The sequence below is a fragment of the Citrobacter sp. Ca225 genome (genome assembly GCF_030337175.1).
Classification (GTDB): Bacteria; Pseudomonadota; Gammaproteobacteria; order Enterobacterales; family Enterobacteriaceae; genus Citrobacter_A; species Citrobacter_A amalonaticus.
In genome coordinates this window covers 66,638-80,956 of the sequence record NZ_JAOWCD010000081.1, presented here as the reverse complement: position 1 = coordinate 80,956, position 14,319 = coordinate 66,638, and the positions used below count along the sequence as shown (strand labels likewise).

The window sequence follows — 14,319 nt, the reverse complement described above, 5'->3', positions numbered from 1 at the left end:
TTATTCTCCCCGTGAGTCAGCGTTATCTTTCTTTTGCTGACGCCCCAGTTCACGTACCGCCATCACGCTGACGCCGGCTACCAGACCGACAACGCCGCCAAGCAACCCAATAGCGCCGGCAGAAATGTTGCCGCCCTCTTTCATGTTCACATCAGGTTTTTCGGAACGAGGTGTCTGATTTTCCACGTGAGCAAGTTGGTGAATGCCCTTATGGAAACCAACGCCTTCTTCGTTGCAGCCGTAGCATGGGTGACCAATCGCCACCGGCCAGACGCCGCCAACGTCGCAGAATTGCAGTGTGGAGCAGTTGCCCCAGGTCTCAGGCCCTTTACAGCCGAGGTGGTAGAGGCACCAGCCTTCGCGGTGACCTTCATCGCCGAACTCTTTCGCAAAGCGACCCGCATCGAAGTGCGGACGACGTTCGCAGTGCTCGTGAATCAGGCGGCCATAAGCGAAGGTCGGACGGTTTTTCGCATCCAGCTTCGGTGGCTTGCCCCAGGTGATGATATGGGCGACGGTCGCCAGGAAGTTATGCGGGTTCGGCGGACAGCCCGGAATGTTGATGATGGTTTTACCCGGCAGAACTTCCTGCAGGCCAACCGCACCGGTCGGGTTCACGCCAGCAGCGGCGACGCCGCCCCATGCAGCGCAGGAACCGATAGCGATAATTGCCGCCGCGCCTTCTGCCGCTTTGCGGATATGATCCACAATGGGCTCACCGGCAACCATGCAGTAAATACCGTTATCTTTTAGCGGGATGGAACCATCAACGACCAACACATACTGCCCTTTGTATTTCTCGAGCGCATTGTGTTTGTTCTCTTCAACCTGGTGGCCGAAGGCGGCGGAAAGCACCTCATGGTATTCCAGAGAGATGGTCTCCAGGACAAGGTTTTCTACCGTAGGGTGGGTCGCGCGAAGCAGGGATTCGGTACAGCCCGTGCATTCCTGAGCACCAATCCAGACAACCGGCGGGCGCTGCGGACGGGATACCGACTCAGCCATTTCGGCGGCGGCTTTGCTGCTGAGCCCCATTGTGGCGGCGAGTGCTGCACAAAGCTTCATGAAATCACGGCGGTTGACGCCATGGGAATTGATGAGAGTGTTATCTCCAGTCATTTTATAGTTATTCCGTTACGAAGACCTGGCTCTTATTTTGCATCAATCGCAAAACCGTAACTGCGATCGGTGCGCCATTTACCACACTTTTGTTATGGTTATGTAGTCTATGATACTGCGAGGGGATACTAAAACGAAGGGAATAGCCGGTAGTGTAATTAATTAAAGCAAGATAATACCCCCTTTGGATCAACCTTCGAGTCGATAGCCGGCCATAAAAAAACGAATCGTGATGCTGGACTGATTTTCCCGAAAGAAATCCATCACCATTTCTTTATCTAACCCATAGCGACGCGTCAGGATCCCCGCTTCCCAGGCGCTGAGTTGCCTGTCGCCGGTTTTTTCAAACATGCGATGCGAGAATCCTAGTACGAAGCCACGTTTATAATCCGAACAAAATTTCGCTACGTTTCGGGCGCTGTCAGCCTGCGTGGCGTTTAATCCGGCCATCAGACCCTTGCCAAAATGATTATTCATGACCTCTCCTCAATCGCTATACAATAAATTATATAGCGATATTTTAAGCAAAGGCCAGAGGGTTCAGCGACTTTTTACTGGGCCTTAGAATGCCACCCATTCATCGCCTGCCGCTGTGGGAGTCGGGCGTCGCTGCCCGGCGGGAGCGGCACCTTTTCCGGGGAGACTGGGGGCGTCATTTTGCGATAACCGGAACTGTTGCACAGAACGTTGTAAATCTTCCGTTTGTCTCTCCAGCGCCGCAGCCGCGGCGGAAACCTGCTCCACCAGCGCGGCGTTTTGCTGCGTAACGCCATCCATCTGAGTAATCGCAACGCCCACCTGCGAAATCCCTTTGCTCTGTTCTTCAGACGCCGAGGCAATTTGTTTCATGATGGTGTTCACTTCCGTCACGCCACGCAGGAGCGCCTCCATCGTTGAGCCGGTATCCTTCACCAGCGTCGCGCCGTGGTCGACGCGGCGCACGGATTCGGCAATCAGTGTTTCAATCTCTTTTGCCGCGTTTGCACTGCGGCTTGCCAGATTACGCACTTCACCTGCGACGACGGCAAATCCACGCCCTTGCTCACCCGCACGCGCCGCTTCGACCGCAGCGTTCAATGCAAGAATGTTGGTCTGGAAGGCAATGCTATTGATGACGGTCGTAATTTCCGCAATCTGCTTCGAGCTGGCGGAAATTCCGTCCATGGTCTCGACCACTTCGGACACCAGCGAACCGCCTTTTCCTGCCGTGCGTGATGCCGCATCAGCCAGAAGACTTGCCTGACGGGCGTTATCCGCATTCAGTTTCACCGTTGCGGTGAGCTGCTCCATGCTGGCAGCCGTCTCTTCCAGCGCCGCAGCCTGCTCTTCCGTTCGCGATGAAAGATCGTTGTTGCCGCTGGAGATTTCAGTGGCGCCGCGCCAGATATTATCGCTGCCAGAACGGATAGTATTCACGGCGTCGCGCAGACTGTCCTGCATCGCCCGTAATAAAGGCACTAATTGGCCGACGCAGTTGCGGCCAATATCGTCAATCGGCTGACTGAGATCGCCCTGAGCAATCTGGCGAAACTGTTGGCGGATCCGCGCCAGCGGTTTCACCAGCATGGTCACCAGATAGCGATCGGTGAAGAAGAGAATTGCAATGCCCAGGATCACCGCGCCAATGATTAGGGTACGGATGATCGACGTTTTGCCATCTACCATGACGCGGGTTTGATCGAGCATCACACCTGCGGCCTTATTAAAGCGTTCTGCACTGGCACCAAACGCCCGGCTCAACGCAGGCGTCACATTATTCGCCTGCTCACTCCATGCACTCTGCGTGCCCTGCTGCGCCAGTTGCATTTGCGGCGTGACGCCTTTATCGAGCAGATCCTGCCAGCTCGCCAGCACCGCAGCGGCAACCTCAGGATCCATCGGCCCTGGCGAGAGCGTTTTCATTTCATGCAACTTTTTGCTCATGTTATCCAGCGCCTGCTGCACGGGAGCGAAATCCGGCGTGCCGCCGCTGGCTTTCAACTCCATCGCACGACTGAGGCGGGTAACAAAGCGGAAATATTGATCGTTGCCCTGGCTGAGCACCGTCATCTGGCGAACAAGATGGCGATCGACTTCGTTGCCTTCTGACACTTTTGACAGCGCGTGAACGCTATATAATCCCACTCCTGACCAGAGAAGACAAAAGACGCCCAGTATTGTCAGCATGACAAGACGAATGGTGAAGTTTTGCAAAAGTCGCATAGATATATCCTTGCCATATTAAAGGGATTCGCCATCTGGCGAGACTCACCTTCGTTATCGGCAAAGAGTGAAGAATATATACTTACTTTTAGTTTTTTTACTCTCGCAAACAATATCCCTGGTCGCTGTATACATATAAAAGATAATGAAAAATGCCATCAGTATTAATCAATCGTTTATTTTCCTTTTTTTTATCATAAATATTTATCAAACCATCCCAACGTTCGTTTCCATGCTAATTCGGCGGCAGCCTCGTCATATCGCGGTGTGGAATCATTATGAAATCCGTGGTTTACACCGGGATAGATCCAGGCTTCATAGACCTTATTGTTGGCCTTCAGCGCGGCTTCATAGGCGGGCCAGCCTTCATTGATATTTTTATCCAGCGCCGCGTAGTGCAGCAGGATCGGCGCTTTTATCTTCGGCACATCCGCAGCGGCAGGCTGGCGACCATAAAACGGCACCGCACACGCCAGTTCAGGATAGGCCACGGCAGCGGCATTTGAGACGCCACCGCCGTAACAAAATCCGGTGATCCCCACTTTCCCGCTGGCGTCCGGGTGTTGCTTCATAAACTCGACGGCAGCGAAAAAGTCATTCATCAGCTTTGTCGGATCCACTTTCTGCTGCAAGACCTTCCCTTCTTCATCGTTTCCTGGATAGCCACCTACCGAGCTTAAACCGTCGGGTGCCAGCGCAATGTAGCCCGCTTTTGCTACCCGCCTTGCAACATCTTCAATATAAGGATTCAGCCCCCGGTTCTCATGTACCACCACCACGACTGATACCTTGCCCGTTGTGTTGACCGGCTTCACCAGATAGCCGCGCACGCTGCCATGACCGTTTGGTGACGGATAATGAATATATTCAGGCAATATATCGGGATCGGTAAATTTCACCTGTTCCGCCAGCGCGTAGTTGGGCTTGAGCATATTGAAGAGCGCCAGCGCCGTCACCCCGCCAACGGCGTACTTTGCCGCAAGATTGAGGAACTCCCGTTTTGAGATTTTCCCGTGGGCGTAGTAGTCATAATAATCGAGTAATTCTTGCGGAAAATCTTTGGCTGTCAGACGCGTCATCGCATATCTCCGGGATTTGTGATTCTATAAGCATAGAATGAAAACGCTGTTTCGAAAATTCATCACAAGAAAGGAGACATCATGTCCTGGAACGCCTCCCCTGACCGCTATGAGAATATGCAGTACCGCTACTGCGGTAACAGCGGCCTCCAACTGCCTGCGCTATCGCTCGGTCTGTGGCACAACTTCGGTCACGTACAAGCCCTCGACTCGCAGCGCGCACTGTTGCGAAAAGCCTTTGATTTAGGCATTACTCACTTTGATTTAGCCAATAACTATGGGCCGCCTCCGGGCAGCGCCGAAGAAAATTTCGGGCGTCTGCTGCGCGAAGACTTTGCCCAGTATCGTGATGAACTGATTATTTCGACCAAAGCCGGTTACGACATGTGGCCAGGTCCTTATGGTTCCGGCGGCTCGCGTAAATACCTGCTCGCCAGTCTCGATCAGAGCCTGAAACGGATGGGCCTGGATTACGTCGATATTTTCTATTCTCATCGCGTGGACGAAAACACGCCGATGGAAGAGACGGCGTCTGCGCTGGCACACGCTGTGCAAAGTGGGAAAGCGCTGTATGTTGGTATTTCGTCATACTCGCCGGAGCGGACACAAAAAATGGCTGAGCTTTTGCGCGAATGGAAGATCCCGCTGCTGATCCATCAGCCCTCTTATAACCTGCTGAACCGCTGGGTGGATAAAAGCGGTTTGCTGGATACGCTGAAAGCCAATGGCGTGGGCTGCATCGCCTTTACGCCACTGGCGCAGGGATTGCTCACCGGGAAGTATTTGAACGGCATTCCGGACGGTTCACGTATGCAGCGCGAAGGGAAGAAAGTGCGCGGTCTGACTGAGAATATGCTGACGGAAGCTAACCTCAGCAGTCTGCGTCTGCTTAATAAGATGGCGCAACAGCGCGGTCAGTCAATGGCGCAAATGGCGCTTAGCTGGCTGCTGAAAGACGATCGCGTCACTTCTGTGCTGATTGGCGCAAGCCGCCCGGAGCAACTGGAAGAAAACGTTCAGGCGTTGAAAAATTTGTCGTTCACCACAGAAGAATTGACGCAGATTGATAAGCATGTCGCTGACGGCCAACTGAACCTCTGGCAGGCATCGTCCGATAAGTAACGTTCAGCGCCGGGTAGCGTTAAGGGCTGCCCGGCCTGTGCTGTCAGTGCTTATGGCGGTTTAACCGGTCGAGGCAGCCCATCAAAAACGCCGACAAGACGAAAGTGAGATGGATAATGACGTACCACATCAGCTTGTTATCCGGCACGTTTTTCGCATCCATAAATACACGCAACAGATGAATGGAAGAGATAGCAACAATCGAGGCCGCAACTTTGTTTTTCAGTGAGGTCGCATCCATCTTCCCCAGCCAGTTCAGTTTTTCCCGTCCCTCAGCGATATCGAGTTGCGAGACGAAATTCTCATAGCCGGAAAACATCACCATTACCAGCAGTCCCCCGACCAGCGTCATATCCACCAGGGACAGCAGCACCAGAATCAGGTCAGCTTCTGCCATCGAAAAGACATTGGGCAGAACATGAAAAATTTCCTGAAAGAATTTTAGCGCCAGCGCAACCAACGCCAGCGACAAACCAAAGTAGACCGGGGCCAGCAGCCAGCGAGACGCATACATAACGTTTTCGAGAAAGCGTTCCATAAATTCCTGTGATGTTGCAAAAACCGGGCGACAGTATATCCCAATTGCGCAACATCAGATCAACATCCTCCTTAAACTTCGTCGGGATTGATCCACGGGCGCTGATACTCGGGCCACACCAGCGCCACCAGCGATGGATACGCCTCGACGCTAAACTCCCGGAAGCACTGGCGTAAGTTCAGCACATCGAGATCGGAATGGGGAACTTTTTCGCCGTTGAGACAGCGTTTTTTTATCGTGTCGTAGTATTTATACACCGCTGAATTGAGATCGCTGCAGCGTCGCTGGGCGTCAAACAGTCCTGGCGTGTCATTCAATTGCGCCATCGTCATGCGTTTTATTGTTGCGTGAAGGAAATCAATATATTCGTGATTGACGCGCCAGTACCATACCGGTGTAATAGCATTCATCAGCGCGGAGAAATGGTCCTCCCCCTCTTCTTTAGTCAGCGGTATTGATTGAGTCTCAGAGGGCAGTTCTTCAGCGTTGCGCGGTTTATTAAACTCGCGCATTAATAAAAGCACGCCGCCGGTCAACAATAGCAAGGTAATGACAGAATAAAAAATACTGTTCATAGAATGACTCCATTTTTTTTGATTCTAAAATTACCCCATGTTATTGTCAACGCGACCTGCCAAATAACTATACATTTGATATTAAAGGATATTGTGACATGCTGCCTGAGCACCTTGTCCCACCGCGTTTTCATCTGTCAGCGTCAGGTCAGACGGAAGAAACAGTAGAAAATAATGATAATTTTACTCAGGGAAAAACAACCCTCAGTGATTATGAGGCCGATATCTTAATTAGCACAACCGCCACCGGGCAATCTAAAAATATCCTACTCGAAGAACGTGACCGTCATTTTAAAGAACGTCTTGAGCGGGTAGCGAAAATTGAGACTTTCGCTCGGGTTATTAATGCGTTACAGGCTGAAGGCGATATCGATGCCCAGACCTTAAGTAAAATAATCACTGAAATGACCACGCATATAAATGAAAACGGCAACGAAATTTGGCTTAACTTAATTACCCGGGAGAAAGACTCACCCCTTTTCTATTCTCTGGACGACGAACAATGATTAAAGATGTTGAAGATAACAATGTCTATTTGGCTTTAGATGAGAATAAAAGCGATCAATTTATCTTAAAGCAGAATCTTGCCGCACTCATCGCCAATAAAAATGCGGTCCTCGAAAGCGTGGCGCAAGAAGTGACTTCTATTCCTGCGGCGCTGGTTCGTCTGAAATGGCAAAACCGGCGGGAAATATACGCGCTTCAGGTGAAGGAAGAGATTTATGGCGCGGCGATCAACGCCATTATCAAACAGAACCCGGCGCTGGGTGACAAAATCATGGCGCGACTGGAGAGCACCTGGCAGCATTTGCTGGCTCGTGAGACCGCCACGCTGCGACTGACGCGCAAACTGGCCGAAGGAAACACCCGCACGAATACCATCACTACCGTTGCGCTCAATGAACGTCAGGTGCAAACCCGGCGCGATGGGCAATAAAAAAGCCGGGTAGCGATAACGCCGTACCCGGCCTTTCTTTCATTGTGCCCATGGCGACAACGATTATTTCGCTTTCGCGACCTCTTCGCCGACCAGACCGATCTTCAGATAACCAGCCTGATGCAGCGTGTCCATCACCTTCATCAGGGTTTCATAGTCGACGGTTTTATCCGCACGGAAGAAGATCGTGGTGTCTTTCTTCCCTTCGGTCAGCGCGTTCAGTTCTGCCACCATGGTCTCGTCCGTCACCGGATCGTTACCAATGAACATGCTGTTGTCCGCTTTGACCGACAGATAAACCGGTTTTTCCGGACGCGGTTGCGGCGTACTGGAGGACGCGGGCAGATTGACCTTCACATCCACTGTCGCCAGCGGCGCAGCCACCATAAAGATGATCAGCAGTACCAGCATAACGTCGATAAACGGCGTCACGTTGATTTCATGCATTTCACCGTTATCGTCCAGATTTTCATTAAGACGCATTGCCATGAAACATTACCCTACACGTAATTTCTGCGCGGTACGCACCGGACGGGCAGATGCGCTTGCATCCAGATCCAGGTCGCGGCTTTGCAGTAACAGCACCTGTGCCGCTACATCGCCCAGCATCGCTTTAAGACCGCCAATCTGACGGGCAAAGATGTTATAGATAACCACCGCAGGAATGGCCGCAACCAAACCGATGGCTGTCGCCAGCAGCGCTTCAGCAATACCGGGGGCGACGACGGCGAGGTTAGTGGTCTGCGTTTGTGCAATCCCGATGAAACTGTTCATGATACCCCAGACCGTACCGAAGAGACCGACAAATGGCGAAATCGCCCCGATGGTCGCCAGGTAGCCATTTCCGCGCCCCATCTGACGTCCCGCTGCCGCAACGCGACGCTCCAGACGAAAACCGGTACGCTCTTTAATGCCTTCGTTGTCTTCACTGCCCTGAGACAGTTCCAGTTCGTTCTGCGCTTCATTGAGCAATTGGGTGCTTAAGCTTTTGGCGCCAAAGTTTGCTGCGATATCGCTTGCCTGATCCAGAGAGCGGGCGTCCGCCAACAGCTGCTGTTCGCGTTTAAGCCGACGCTTCAGGGAGAAGAACTCAACGCTCTTACTGAAGAAGATAGCCCAGGTGACCACTGACGCCAGAATCAGACCAATCATCACGCACTTAACCACGATATCGGCGTGCTGATACATACCCCAGACGGAAAGATCCGTCTGCATCAAATTATTACCCACTCTGTATCTCCAGGACGCAAATCACAAATTCTGAGCGTAATAATATCAAAACGACGTCGAATTGATAGTCGTTCTCATTACTATTTACATAGTGCCGCACCTTTGGTTTCTTTTCCTTGCGCTTACGCAGTAAAACGTCACGGGAGGCGATTTTGATAAAATATTGTGCTTTATCCCGTTCCTGGGGATGCGCATTTTTCCATTCGTGATAGTTTAGACGTCCAGACGTATAAAAACAGGAAACCCAACATGGCAGATAAACAACTGGACACCCGACTGGTCGGCGCAGGGCGCAGTAAAAAATACACGCTGGGCTCAGTGAATAGTGTGATTCAGCGCGCTTCTTCGCTGGTTTTTGAAACGGTCGAAGCCAAAAAGCACGCCACCCGCAACCGCGCCAACGGCGAACTTTTTTACGGGCGCCGCGGCACATTAACCCATTTCTCGCTGCAGGAAGCGATGTGTGAACTCGAAGGCGGCGCCGGCTGTGCGCTCTTCCCCTGCGGCGCGGCGGCCGTCGCCAATACGATTCTGGCTTTTGTCGAACAGGGCGATCACGTGCTGATGACCAATACGGCCTATGAGCCGAGCCAGGATTTCTGCACCAAAATCCTCGGCAAACTGGGTGTGACCACTGGCTGGTTCGATCCGCTGGTTGGCGCTGACATAGTTAAGCATCTTCAGCCCAACACCAAAGTCGTTTTCCTCGAGTCTCCGGGTTCCGTGACCATGGAAGTTCACGATGTCCCGGCAATTGTCGCCGCTGTCAGACGCGTTGTGCCGGACGCCATCATTATGATCGATAACACCTGGGCGGCGGGCATATTGTTTAAAGCCCTCGACTTCGGCGTTGATATTTCGATTCAGGCCGGGACCAAGTACCTGATTGGTCACTCGGATGCCATGGTCGGCACCGCCGTTTCGAACGCCCGCTGTTGGGATCAACTGCGCGAGAATGCCTATCTGATGGGACAAATGGTCGATGCCGATACGGCCTATATGACCAGCCGCGGGCTGCGCACCCTGGGCGTGCGTCTGCGCCAGCATCATGAAAGCAGTCTGAAAATTGCCGAATGGCTGGCAGCCCATCCGCAGGTCGCGCGGGTCAATCATCCGGCGTTACCAGGCAGTAAAGGACACGAATTCTGGAAACGTGACTTTACGGGGAGCAGCGGCTTGTTCTCGTTTGTGCTGAATAAAAAGCTCAATAATGACGAGCTGTCCGCTTATCTGGATCACTTCAGCCTCTTCAGCATGGCCTATTCGTGGGGCGGTTTTGAGTCGCTGATTCTGGCCAATCAGCCTGAACAGATTGCAGAAATTCGCCCGGAAGGGGGTGTGGATTTCAGCGGCACACTGATTCGTCTCCACATTGGTTTAGAGAATGTTGACGATCTGATTGCAGATTTAGCCGCCGGATTTTCCCGCCTCGTGTAAAATTGACGCCAATGGACATCTATGCAGACACGTCGAACGAAATTGTCTGCATTTGTTGCGCCCGGGATCAAGTCATCCGGGTCCGTTCAGGAGTACAATAGGATTATTAAGGCGTAAACGCTGTTCCACAGGAAAGTCCATGGCTGTCATTCAAGATATTATCGCTGCGCTCTGGCAACATGATTTTGCCGCGCTGGCGGACCCACATGTTGTTAGCGTCGTCTACTTTGTGATGTTTGCCACGCTGTTTTTAGAGAATGGCCTGTTACCGGCCTCATTTTTGCCCGGCGATAGTCTGCTGCTCTTAGCAGGCGCATTGGTCGCGCAAGGCGTCATGAGCTTTGTTCCTACCCTGCTGATCCTGACGACAGCGGCCAGCCTCGGCTGTTGGCTCAGTTATATTCAGGGACGCTGGCTGGGCAATACGCGAACGGTAAAAGGCTGGCTGGCGCAACTTCCGGCGAAATACCACCAGCGCGCGACCTGCATGTTTGACCGTCACGGTCTGCTGGCGCTGTTGGCAGGCCGTTTTCTGGCGTTCGTGCGCACACTGCTGCCAACCATGGCGGGGATTTCCGGGCTCTCTAACCGTCGCTTCCAGTTTTTCAACTGGCTGAGCGGGCTGCTGTGGGTCGGCGTGGTCACCAGCTTTGGCTACGCACTTAGCATGATCCCGTTTGTGAAGCGCCATGAAGATCAGGTCATGACCTTCCTGATGATCCTGCCCATTTTTCTGCTGGCGGCGGGGTTGATCGGCACGGTGGTGGTGGTGATTAAGAAGAAATACTGCAGCGCCTGACCTGAATCCAGCCGGATGACACGTCGTTCATCCGGCTGACTCACAATAACGTTAACTCCCCTGCATAGTGCGGATCCGCGCCGCATCTTCCCCCGGCGTCACCCCGAAATAGCGCTTAAATTCACGACTAAACTGCGACGCGCTTTCATAACCCACCCGCATTGCCGCCGCGCTGGCCTTCATGCCGTCGTGAATTATCATCATCCGCGCTTTATGTAACCGATAGGTTTTCAGATACTGCAACGGCGATGTGCTGGTCACTGACTTAAAATTATGATGGAACGCAGAAACGCTCATATTGGCTTCGGCCGCCAGTTGCTCGACGTTGAGGTTTTCGGTGTACTTATTTTCAATGCGTTTGAGCACGCGACTAATCAGGCTGAAATGGGTCTGGCGACTCACCAGCGCCAGCAGCGCGCCGCCGCGTGGCCCGGTCAGAACGTGATAGAGGATTTCACGGATAATCTGTTTACCGAGGATCCGTGCGTCCAGCGGTCGCTCCATGACGTCGAGCAGACGTTCCGCCGCGCAGAGGATCTCTTCTGAGAGCGTGGCGGAGTTGATCCCACTTGCCGCCATCGACGGCTGAAAGTGTTCGTCTTCGCCAATGTCCATCAGCAGTTCCTGCAATTGCAGGATATCGACATTGATGCGAAATCCGGCGAGCGGTACGTCCGGAGTCGCATAGGTTTCACATTCGAAGGGTAAAGGTACGGTCAGCAGCAGGTATTCATTGGCGTCATAACGGAAAACCCGCTCATTGATGTAACCGATTTTATGACCGGAAAAGAGAAATATGATGCCGGGGTCGTACATCACGGGTGTCCGTAAACCCGGTTCAGTACCGTACAGCAGACGGATGTCCGGCAGCAGCTCATTGAGCTTATGTTCATTGTTTTTCAATTTCTTAACTTTATCTGTCAGCAGTAAACAGATCTCTTCGCGGTTCATAACGGGTTATTTTCTCAACGGATGACGACGCCTTGATTGTGCGCAAATTTATCGCTTTTCTCCAGCGCCCTGGAGAAATGGGCAAGACATTGGCAGAAATGAGCATTGAGAGGATAGCCGCGCACGACCACAATGTTCTCCATCCGGCAGACCCTCCTGCCCTCTTTTTTTACCCACATAAGGGAACGAGCAATGAATAACTTTAATCTGCATACCCCGACCCGCATTCTGTTTGGTAAAGGCGCAATCGCTGAACTGCGCGCACAAATCCCACAAGACGCACGCGTGCTGATCACCTACGGCGGCGGCAGCGTGAAAAAGACGGGCGTACTGGCGCAGGTCCAGGAGGCGCTGAAAGGCCTGGACGTGCGCGAATTTGGCGGCATTGAGCCTAACCCGTCGTATGAAACGCTGATGGACGCAGTCAACATCGCCCGTGAAGAGAACATTACCTTCCTGCTGGCCGTCGGCGGGGGTTCTGTTCTTGATGGCACCAAATTCATCGCTGCTGCCGCCCACTATGCGGATGGCGTTGACCCGTGGCATATCCTGCAAACCAGCGGTAGCGATATCAAAAGCGCAATCCCGATGGGTTCTGTGCTGACGCTGCCGGCGACTGGTTCTGAATCCAACAAAGGCGCGGTTATCTCACGTAAAACCACCGGCGACAAACAGGCCTTCCATTCTGCCCATGTGCAGCCGGTCTTTGCGGTACTGGATCCGGTTTATACCTACACCCTTCCGCCACGTCAGGTGGCGAACGGTGTGGTTGATGCGTTTGTGCATACCGTTGAACAGTACGTCACATATCCGGTTGATGCCAAAATTCAGGATCGCTTCGCGGAGGGCATTCTGCTGACGCTGGTGGAAGATGGCCCGAAAGCGCTAAAAGACCCGGAAAACTACGATGTACGTGCGAACGTTATGTGGGCAGCCACCCAGGCGCTGAACGGCCTGATTGGCGCAGGCGTGCCGCAGGACTGGGCAACCCATATGTTGGGCCATGAACTAACAGCGATGCACGGTCTGGATCACGCTCAGACGCTGGCGGTCGTTCTGCCCGCACTGTGGAATGAAAAACGCGATACCAAACGCGAAAAACTGCTGCAATATGCAGAGCGCGTGTGGAACATCACCGACGGTTCTGAAGATGAGCGTATCGATGCCGCGATTGCAGCCACCCGTAATTTCTTCGAGCAACTGGGCGTCCCGACTCGCCTGTCTGGCTATGGCCTTGACGGCAGTTCAATCCCGGCTCTGCTGGCGAAACTGGAAGAGCACGGCATGACGCAACTGGGTGAGCATAAAGACATTACCCTGGATGTCAGCCGCCGCATTTACGAGGCAGCGCGCTAAGCTTTTTTCACCTCTGACTTTCGTTTTTGGGCATTTCGTCCAGACTTAAGTCACCTTACATCACCGGAGTCCCCCTCCGGTGATGAGCACATGAAGGAGGAAAAATGGCAAACCAAACCGTAATTAAGCTTCAGGATGGCAATGTAATGCCCCAACTGGGGTTAGGCGTATGGAAAGCCGGTAACGACGAGGTCGTCTCCGCCATTCATAAAGCACTGGAAGTCGGCTATCGGTCCATAGATACCGCCGCCGCCTACAAAAATGAAGACGGCGTCGGCAAAGCGTTAGCCAGCGCAGGTCTCCCCCGCGATGAGTTGTTCATCACCACCAAGCTATGGAATGACGATCAGAAACGCCCCCGCGACGCGTTGATGGAGAGTCTGGAAAAACTCCAGTTAGATTATCTCGACCTGTATCTGATGCACTGGCCGGTTCCGGCAATCGATCACTATGTTTCCGCCTGGCAAGGCATGATCGATCTGCAAAAAGAGGGGCTGATTAAGAGCATCGGTGTGTGTAATTTCCAGGTCAACCACCTCCAGCGCCTGATTGACGAAACGGGCGTTACGCCGGTGATTAACCAGATCGAACTGCATCCGCTGATGCAACAGCGCCAGCTACACGCGTGGAATGCGACGCACAAAATCCAGACGGAATCCTGGAGTCCGCTGGCACAGGGCGGCGAAGGCGTTTTCGATCAAAAAATCATTCGTGATCTGGCGGATAAATACGGTAAAACACCGGCGCAGATTGTCATTCGCTGGCATCTGGATAACGGTCTGGTCGTGATCCCGAAATCCGTCACGCCATCGCGTATCGCCGAGAACTTCGACGTCTGGGATTTCCGACTCGACAAAGACGAACTTGGTGAGATTGCGAAGCTCGATCAGGGCAAGCGCCTGGGGCCCGATCCGGATCAGTTCGGCGGCTAATTCCCTTCTCTTTTAATAAGCCCGGTGTTTACCACCGGGCAA

Annotated in this window: 17 protein-coding genes; 7 read left to right on the top strand and 10 right to left on the bottom strand. The window is 52.9% G+C overall.

Annotation, left to right across the window (positions count from 1 at the left end; genetic code table 11):
• From hybO to yghX, 4 genes are all read right to left on the bottom strand, one after another.
• Nucleotides 1-1,119, bottom strand: coding sequence for a hydrogenase 2 small subunit (hybO, locus tag OGW13_RS15295; RefSeq protein ID WP_042998143.1), 1,119 nt, complete (start codon nt 1,117-1,119; stop codon nt 1-3).
• A 189-nt stretch (nt 1,120-1,308) separates the two neighbouring features.
• Entirely contained in the window at nt 1,309-1,596 is a 288-nt protein-coding gene (locus tag OGW13_RS15290; RefSeq protein WP_042998144.1) for a DUF2623 family protein, read from the bottom strand.
• Nucleotides 1,597-1,680: 84 nt separating this feature from the next.
• Entirely contained in the window at nt 1,681-3,321 is a 1,641-nt protein-coding gene (locus OGW13_RS15285) for a methyl-accepting chemotaxis protein (RefSeq protein WP_054177124.1), read from the bottom strand.
• A 194-nt stretch (nt 3,322-3,515) separates the two neighbouring features.
• Nucleotides 3,516-4,400 (bottom strand): YghX family hydrolase, encoded by an 885-nt coding sequence (gene yghX, locus OGW13_RS15280; RefSeq protein ID WP_109739827.1) that lies wholly within the window; start codon nt 4,398-4,400, stop codon nt 3,516-3,518.
• Between the two features lie 81 nt (nt 4,401-4,481).
• Between yghX and OGW13_RS15275 the strand changes: the two genes are divergently transcribed.
• Nucleotides 4,482-5,522 (top strand): aldo/keto reductase, encoded by a 1,041-nt coding sequence (locus OGW13_RS15275; protein WP_042998147.1) that lies wholly within the window; start codon nt 4,482-4,484, stop codon nt 5,520-5,522.
• Nucleotides 5,523-5,565: 43 nt separating this feature from the next.
• Here OGW13_RS15275 and OGW13_RS15270 read toward each other — a convergent pair whose 3' ends face one another.
• On the bottom strand, nt 5,566-6,060 hold the full coding sequence (locus OGW13_RS15270; RefSeq protein WP_042998148.1) for a TIGR00645 family protein: 495 nt from the start codon (nt 6,058-6,060) through the stop codon (nt 5,566-5,568).
• Between the two features lie 71 nt (nt 6,061-6,131).
• Complete coding sequence (locus OGW13_RS15265) at nt 6,132-6,635, bottom strand: ESA_00282 family adhesion-associated protein (protein WP_042998149.1); 504 nt, start codon at nt 6,633-6,635, stop codon at nt 6,132-6,134.
• Between the two features lie 98 nt (nt 6,636-6,733).
• Between OGW13_RS15265 and OGW13_RS15260 the strand changes: the two genes are divergently transcribed.
• Together OGW13_RS15260 and OGW13_RS15255 are read left to right on the top strand one after the other, a co-directional pair.
• Nucleotides 6,734-7,141: a hypothetical protein gene (locus OGW13_RS15260; protein WP_042998150.1), complete on the top strand. Its 408-nt coding sequence runs from the start codon at nt 6,734-6,736 to the stop codon at nt 7,139-7,141.
• Nucleotides 7,141-7,572, top strand: coding sequence for a cytoplasmic protein (locus OGW13_RS15255; RefSeq protein WP_287116261.1), 432 nt, complete (start codon nt 7,141-7,143; stop codon nt 7,570-7,572). Before OGW13_RS15260 ends, OGW13_RS15255 begins: the two co-directional genes overlap by 1 nt.
• A 63-nt stretch (nt 7,573-7,635) precedes the next feature.
• Here the strand turns inward: OGW13_RS15255 and exbD are convergent, their stop codons facing one another.
• Entirely contained in the window at nt 7,636-8,061 is a 426-nt protein-coding gene (gene exbD / locus OGW13_RS15250) for a TonB system transport protein ExbD (RefSeq protein ID WP_042324207.1), read from the bottom strand.
• A 6-nt stretch (nt 8,062-8,067) separates the two neighbouring features.
• The gene (exbB, locus tag OGW13_RS15245) at nt 8,068-8,802 is read right to left on the bottom strand and encodes a tol-pal system-associated acyl-CoA thioesterase (RefSeq protein WP_042998151.1); all 735 of its coding nucleotides are present in this window, start codon (nt 8,800-8,802) and stop codon (nt 8,068-8,070) included.
• A 249-nt stretch (nt 8,803-9,051) separates the two neighbouring features.
• Here exbB and metC point away from each other — a divergent pair, with 249 nt between their 5' ends.
• Both metC and yghB read left to right on the top strand, forming a co-directional pair.
• On the top strand, nt 9,052-10,239 hold the full coding sequence (metC, locus tag OGW13_RS15240; protein ID WP_287116255.1) for a cystathionine beta-lyase: 1,188 nt from the start codon (nt 9,052-9,054) through the stop codon (nt 10,237-10,239).
• A 139-nt stretch (nt 10,240-10,378) separates the two neighbouring features.
• Nucleotides 10,379-11,038 carry a DedA family general envelope maintenance protein YghB gene (yghB, locus tag OGW13_RS15235; protein ID WP_042998153.1) on the top strand — a complete coding sequence of 220 codons (660 nt, stop codon included), beginning with the start codon at nt 10,379-10,381 and terminating at the stop codon, nt 11,036-11,038.
• Nucleotides 11,039-11,089: 51 nt separating this feature from the next.
• Here the strand turns inward: yghB and OGW13_RS15230 are convergent, their stop codons facing one another.
• Complete coding sequence (locus OGW13_RS15230; protein ID WP_287116254.1) at nt 11,090-11,989, bottom strand: AraC family transcriptional regulator; 900 nt, start codon at nt 11,987-11,989, stop codon at nt 11,090-11,092.
• Between the two features lie 14 nt (nt 11,990-12,003).
• A complete protein-coding gene (locus OGW13_RS15225) occupies nt 12,004-12,132 on the bottom strand; it encodes a hypothetical protein (protein ID WP_099433653.1) in 129 nt (42 codons plus the stop codon).
• A 49-nt stretch (nt 12,133-12,181) separates the two neighbouring features.
• Between OGW13_RS15225 and yqhD the strand changes: the two genes are divergently transcribed.
• A complete protein-coding gene (gene yqhD / locus OGW13_RS15220; RefSeq protein ID WP_156595654.1) occupies nt 12,182-13,345 on the top strand; it encodes an alcohol dehydrogenase in 1,164 nt (387 codons plus the stop codon).
• Between the two features lie 104 nt (nt 13,346-13,449).
• Nucleotides 13,450-14,277 (top strand): 2,5-didehydrogluconate reductase DkgA, encoded by an 828-nt coding sequence (dkgA, locus tag OGW13_RS15215; protein WP_042998156.1) that lies wholly within the window; start codon nt 13,450-13,452, stop codon nt 14,275-14,277.
• Nucleotides 14,278-14,319: the final 42 nt, after the last annotated feature.

Excerpts from the sequence above, each read along its gene's own strand:
- hybO (WP_042998143.1), bottom strand. The coding sequence starts at position 1,119 with ATGACTGGAGATAACACTCTCATCAATTCCCATGGCGTCAACCGCCGT.
- OGW13_RS15290 (WP_042998144.1), bottom strand. The coding sequence starts at position 1,596 with ATGAATAATCATTTTGGCAAGGGTCTGATGGCCGGATTAAACGCCACG.
- OGW13_RS15285 (WP_054177124.1), bottom strand. The coding sequence starts at position 3,321 with ATGCGACTTTTGCAAAACTTCACCATTCGTCTTGTCATGCTGACAATA.
- yghX (WP_109739827.1), bottom strand. The coding sequence starts at position 4,400 with ATGACGCGTCTGACAGCCAAAGATTTTCCGCAAGAATTACTCGATTAT.
- OGW13_RS15275 (WP_042998147.1), top strand. The coding sequence starts at position 4,482 with ATGTCCTGGAACGCCTCCCCTGACCGCTATGAGAATATGCAGTACCGC.
- OGW13_RS15270 (WP_042998148.1), bottom strand. The coding sequence starts at position 6,060 with ATGGAACGCTTTCTCGAAAACGTTATGTATGCGTCTCGCTGGCTGCTG.
- OGW13_RS15265 (WP_042998149.1), bottom strand. The coding sequence starts at position 6,635 with ATGAACAGTATTTTTTATTCTGTCATTACCTTGCTATTGTTGACCGGC.
- OGW13_RS15260 (WP_042998150.1), top strand. The coding sequence starts at position 6,734 with ATGCTGCCTGAGCACCTTGTCCCACCGCGTTTTCATCTGTCAGCGTCA.
- exbD (WP_042324207.1), bottom strand. The coding sequence starts at position 8,061 with ATGGCAATGCGTCTTAATGAAAATCTGGACGATAACGGTGAAATGCAT.
- metC (WP_287116255.1), top strand. The coding sequence starts at position 9,052 with ATGGCAGATAAACAACTGGACACCCGACTGGTCGGCGCAGGGCGCAGT.
- yghB (WP_042998153.1), top strand. The coding sequence starts at position 10,379 with ATGGCTGTCATTCAAGATATTATCGCTGCGCTCTGGCAACATGATTTT.
- OGW13_RS15230 (WP_287116254.1), bottom strand. The coding sequence starts at position 11,989 with ATGAACCGCGAAGAGATCTGTTTACTGCTGACAGATAAAGTTAAGAAA.
- OGW13_RS15225 (WP_099433653.1), bottom strand. The coding sequence starts at position 12,132 with ATGGAGAACATTGTGGTCGTGCGCGGCTATCCTCTCAATGCTCATTTC.
- yqhD (WP_156595654.1), top strand. The coding sequence starts at position 12,182 with ATGAATAACTTTAATCTGCATACCCCGACCCGCATTCTGTTTGGTAAA.
- dkgA (WP_042998156.1), top strand. The coding sequence starts at position 13,450 with ATGGCAAACCAAACCGTAATTAAGCTTCAGGATGGCAATGTAATGCCC.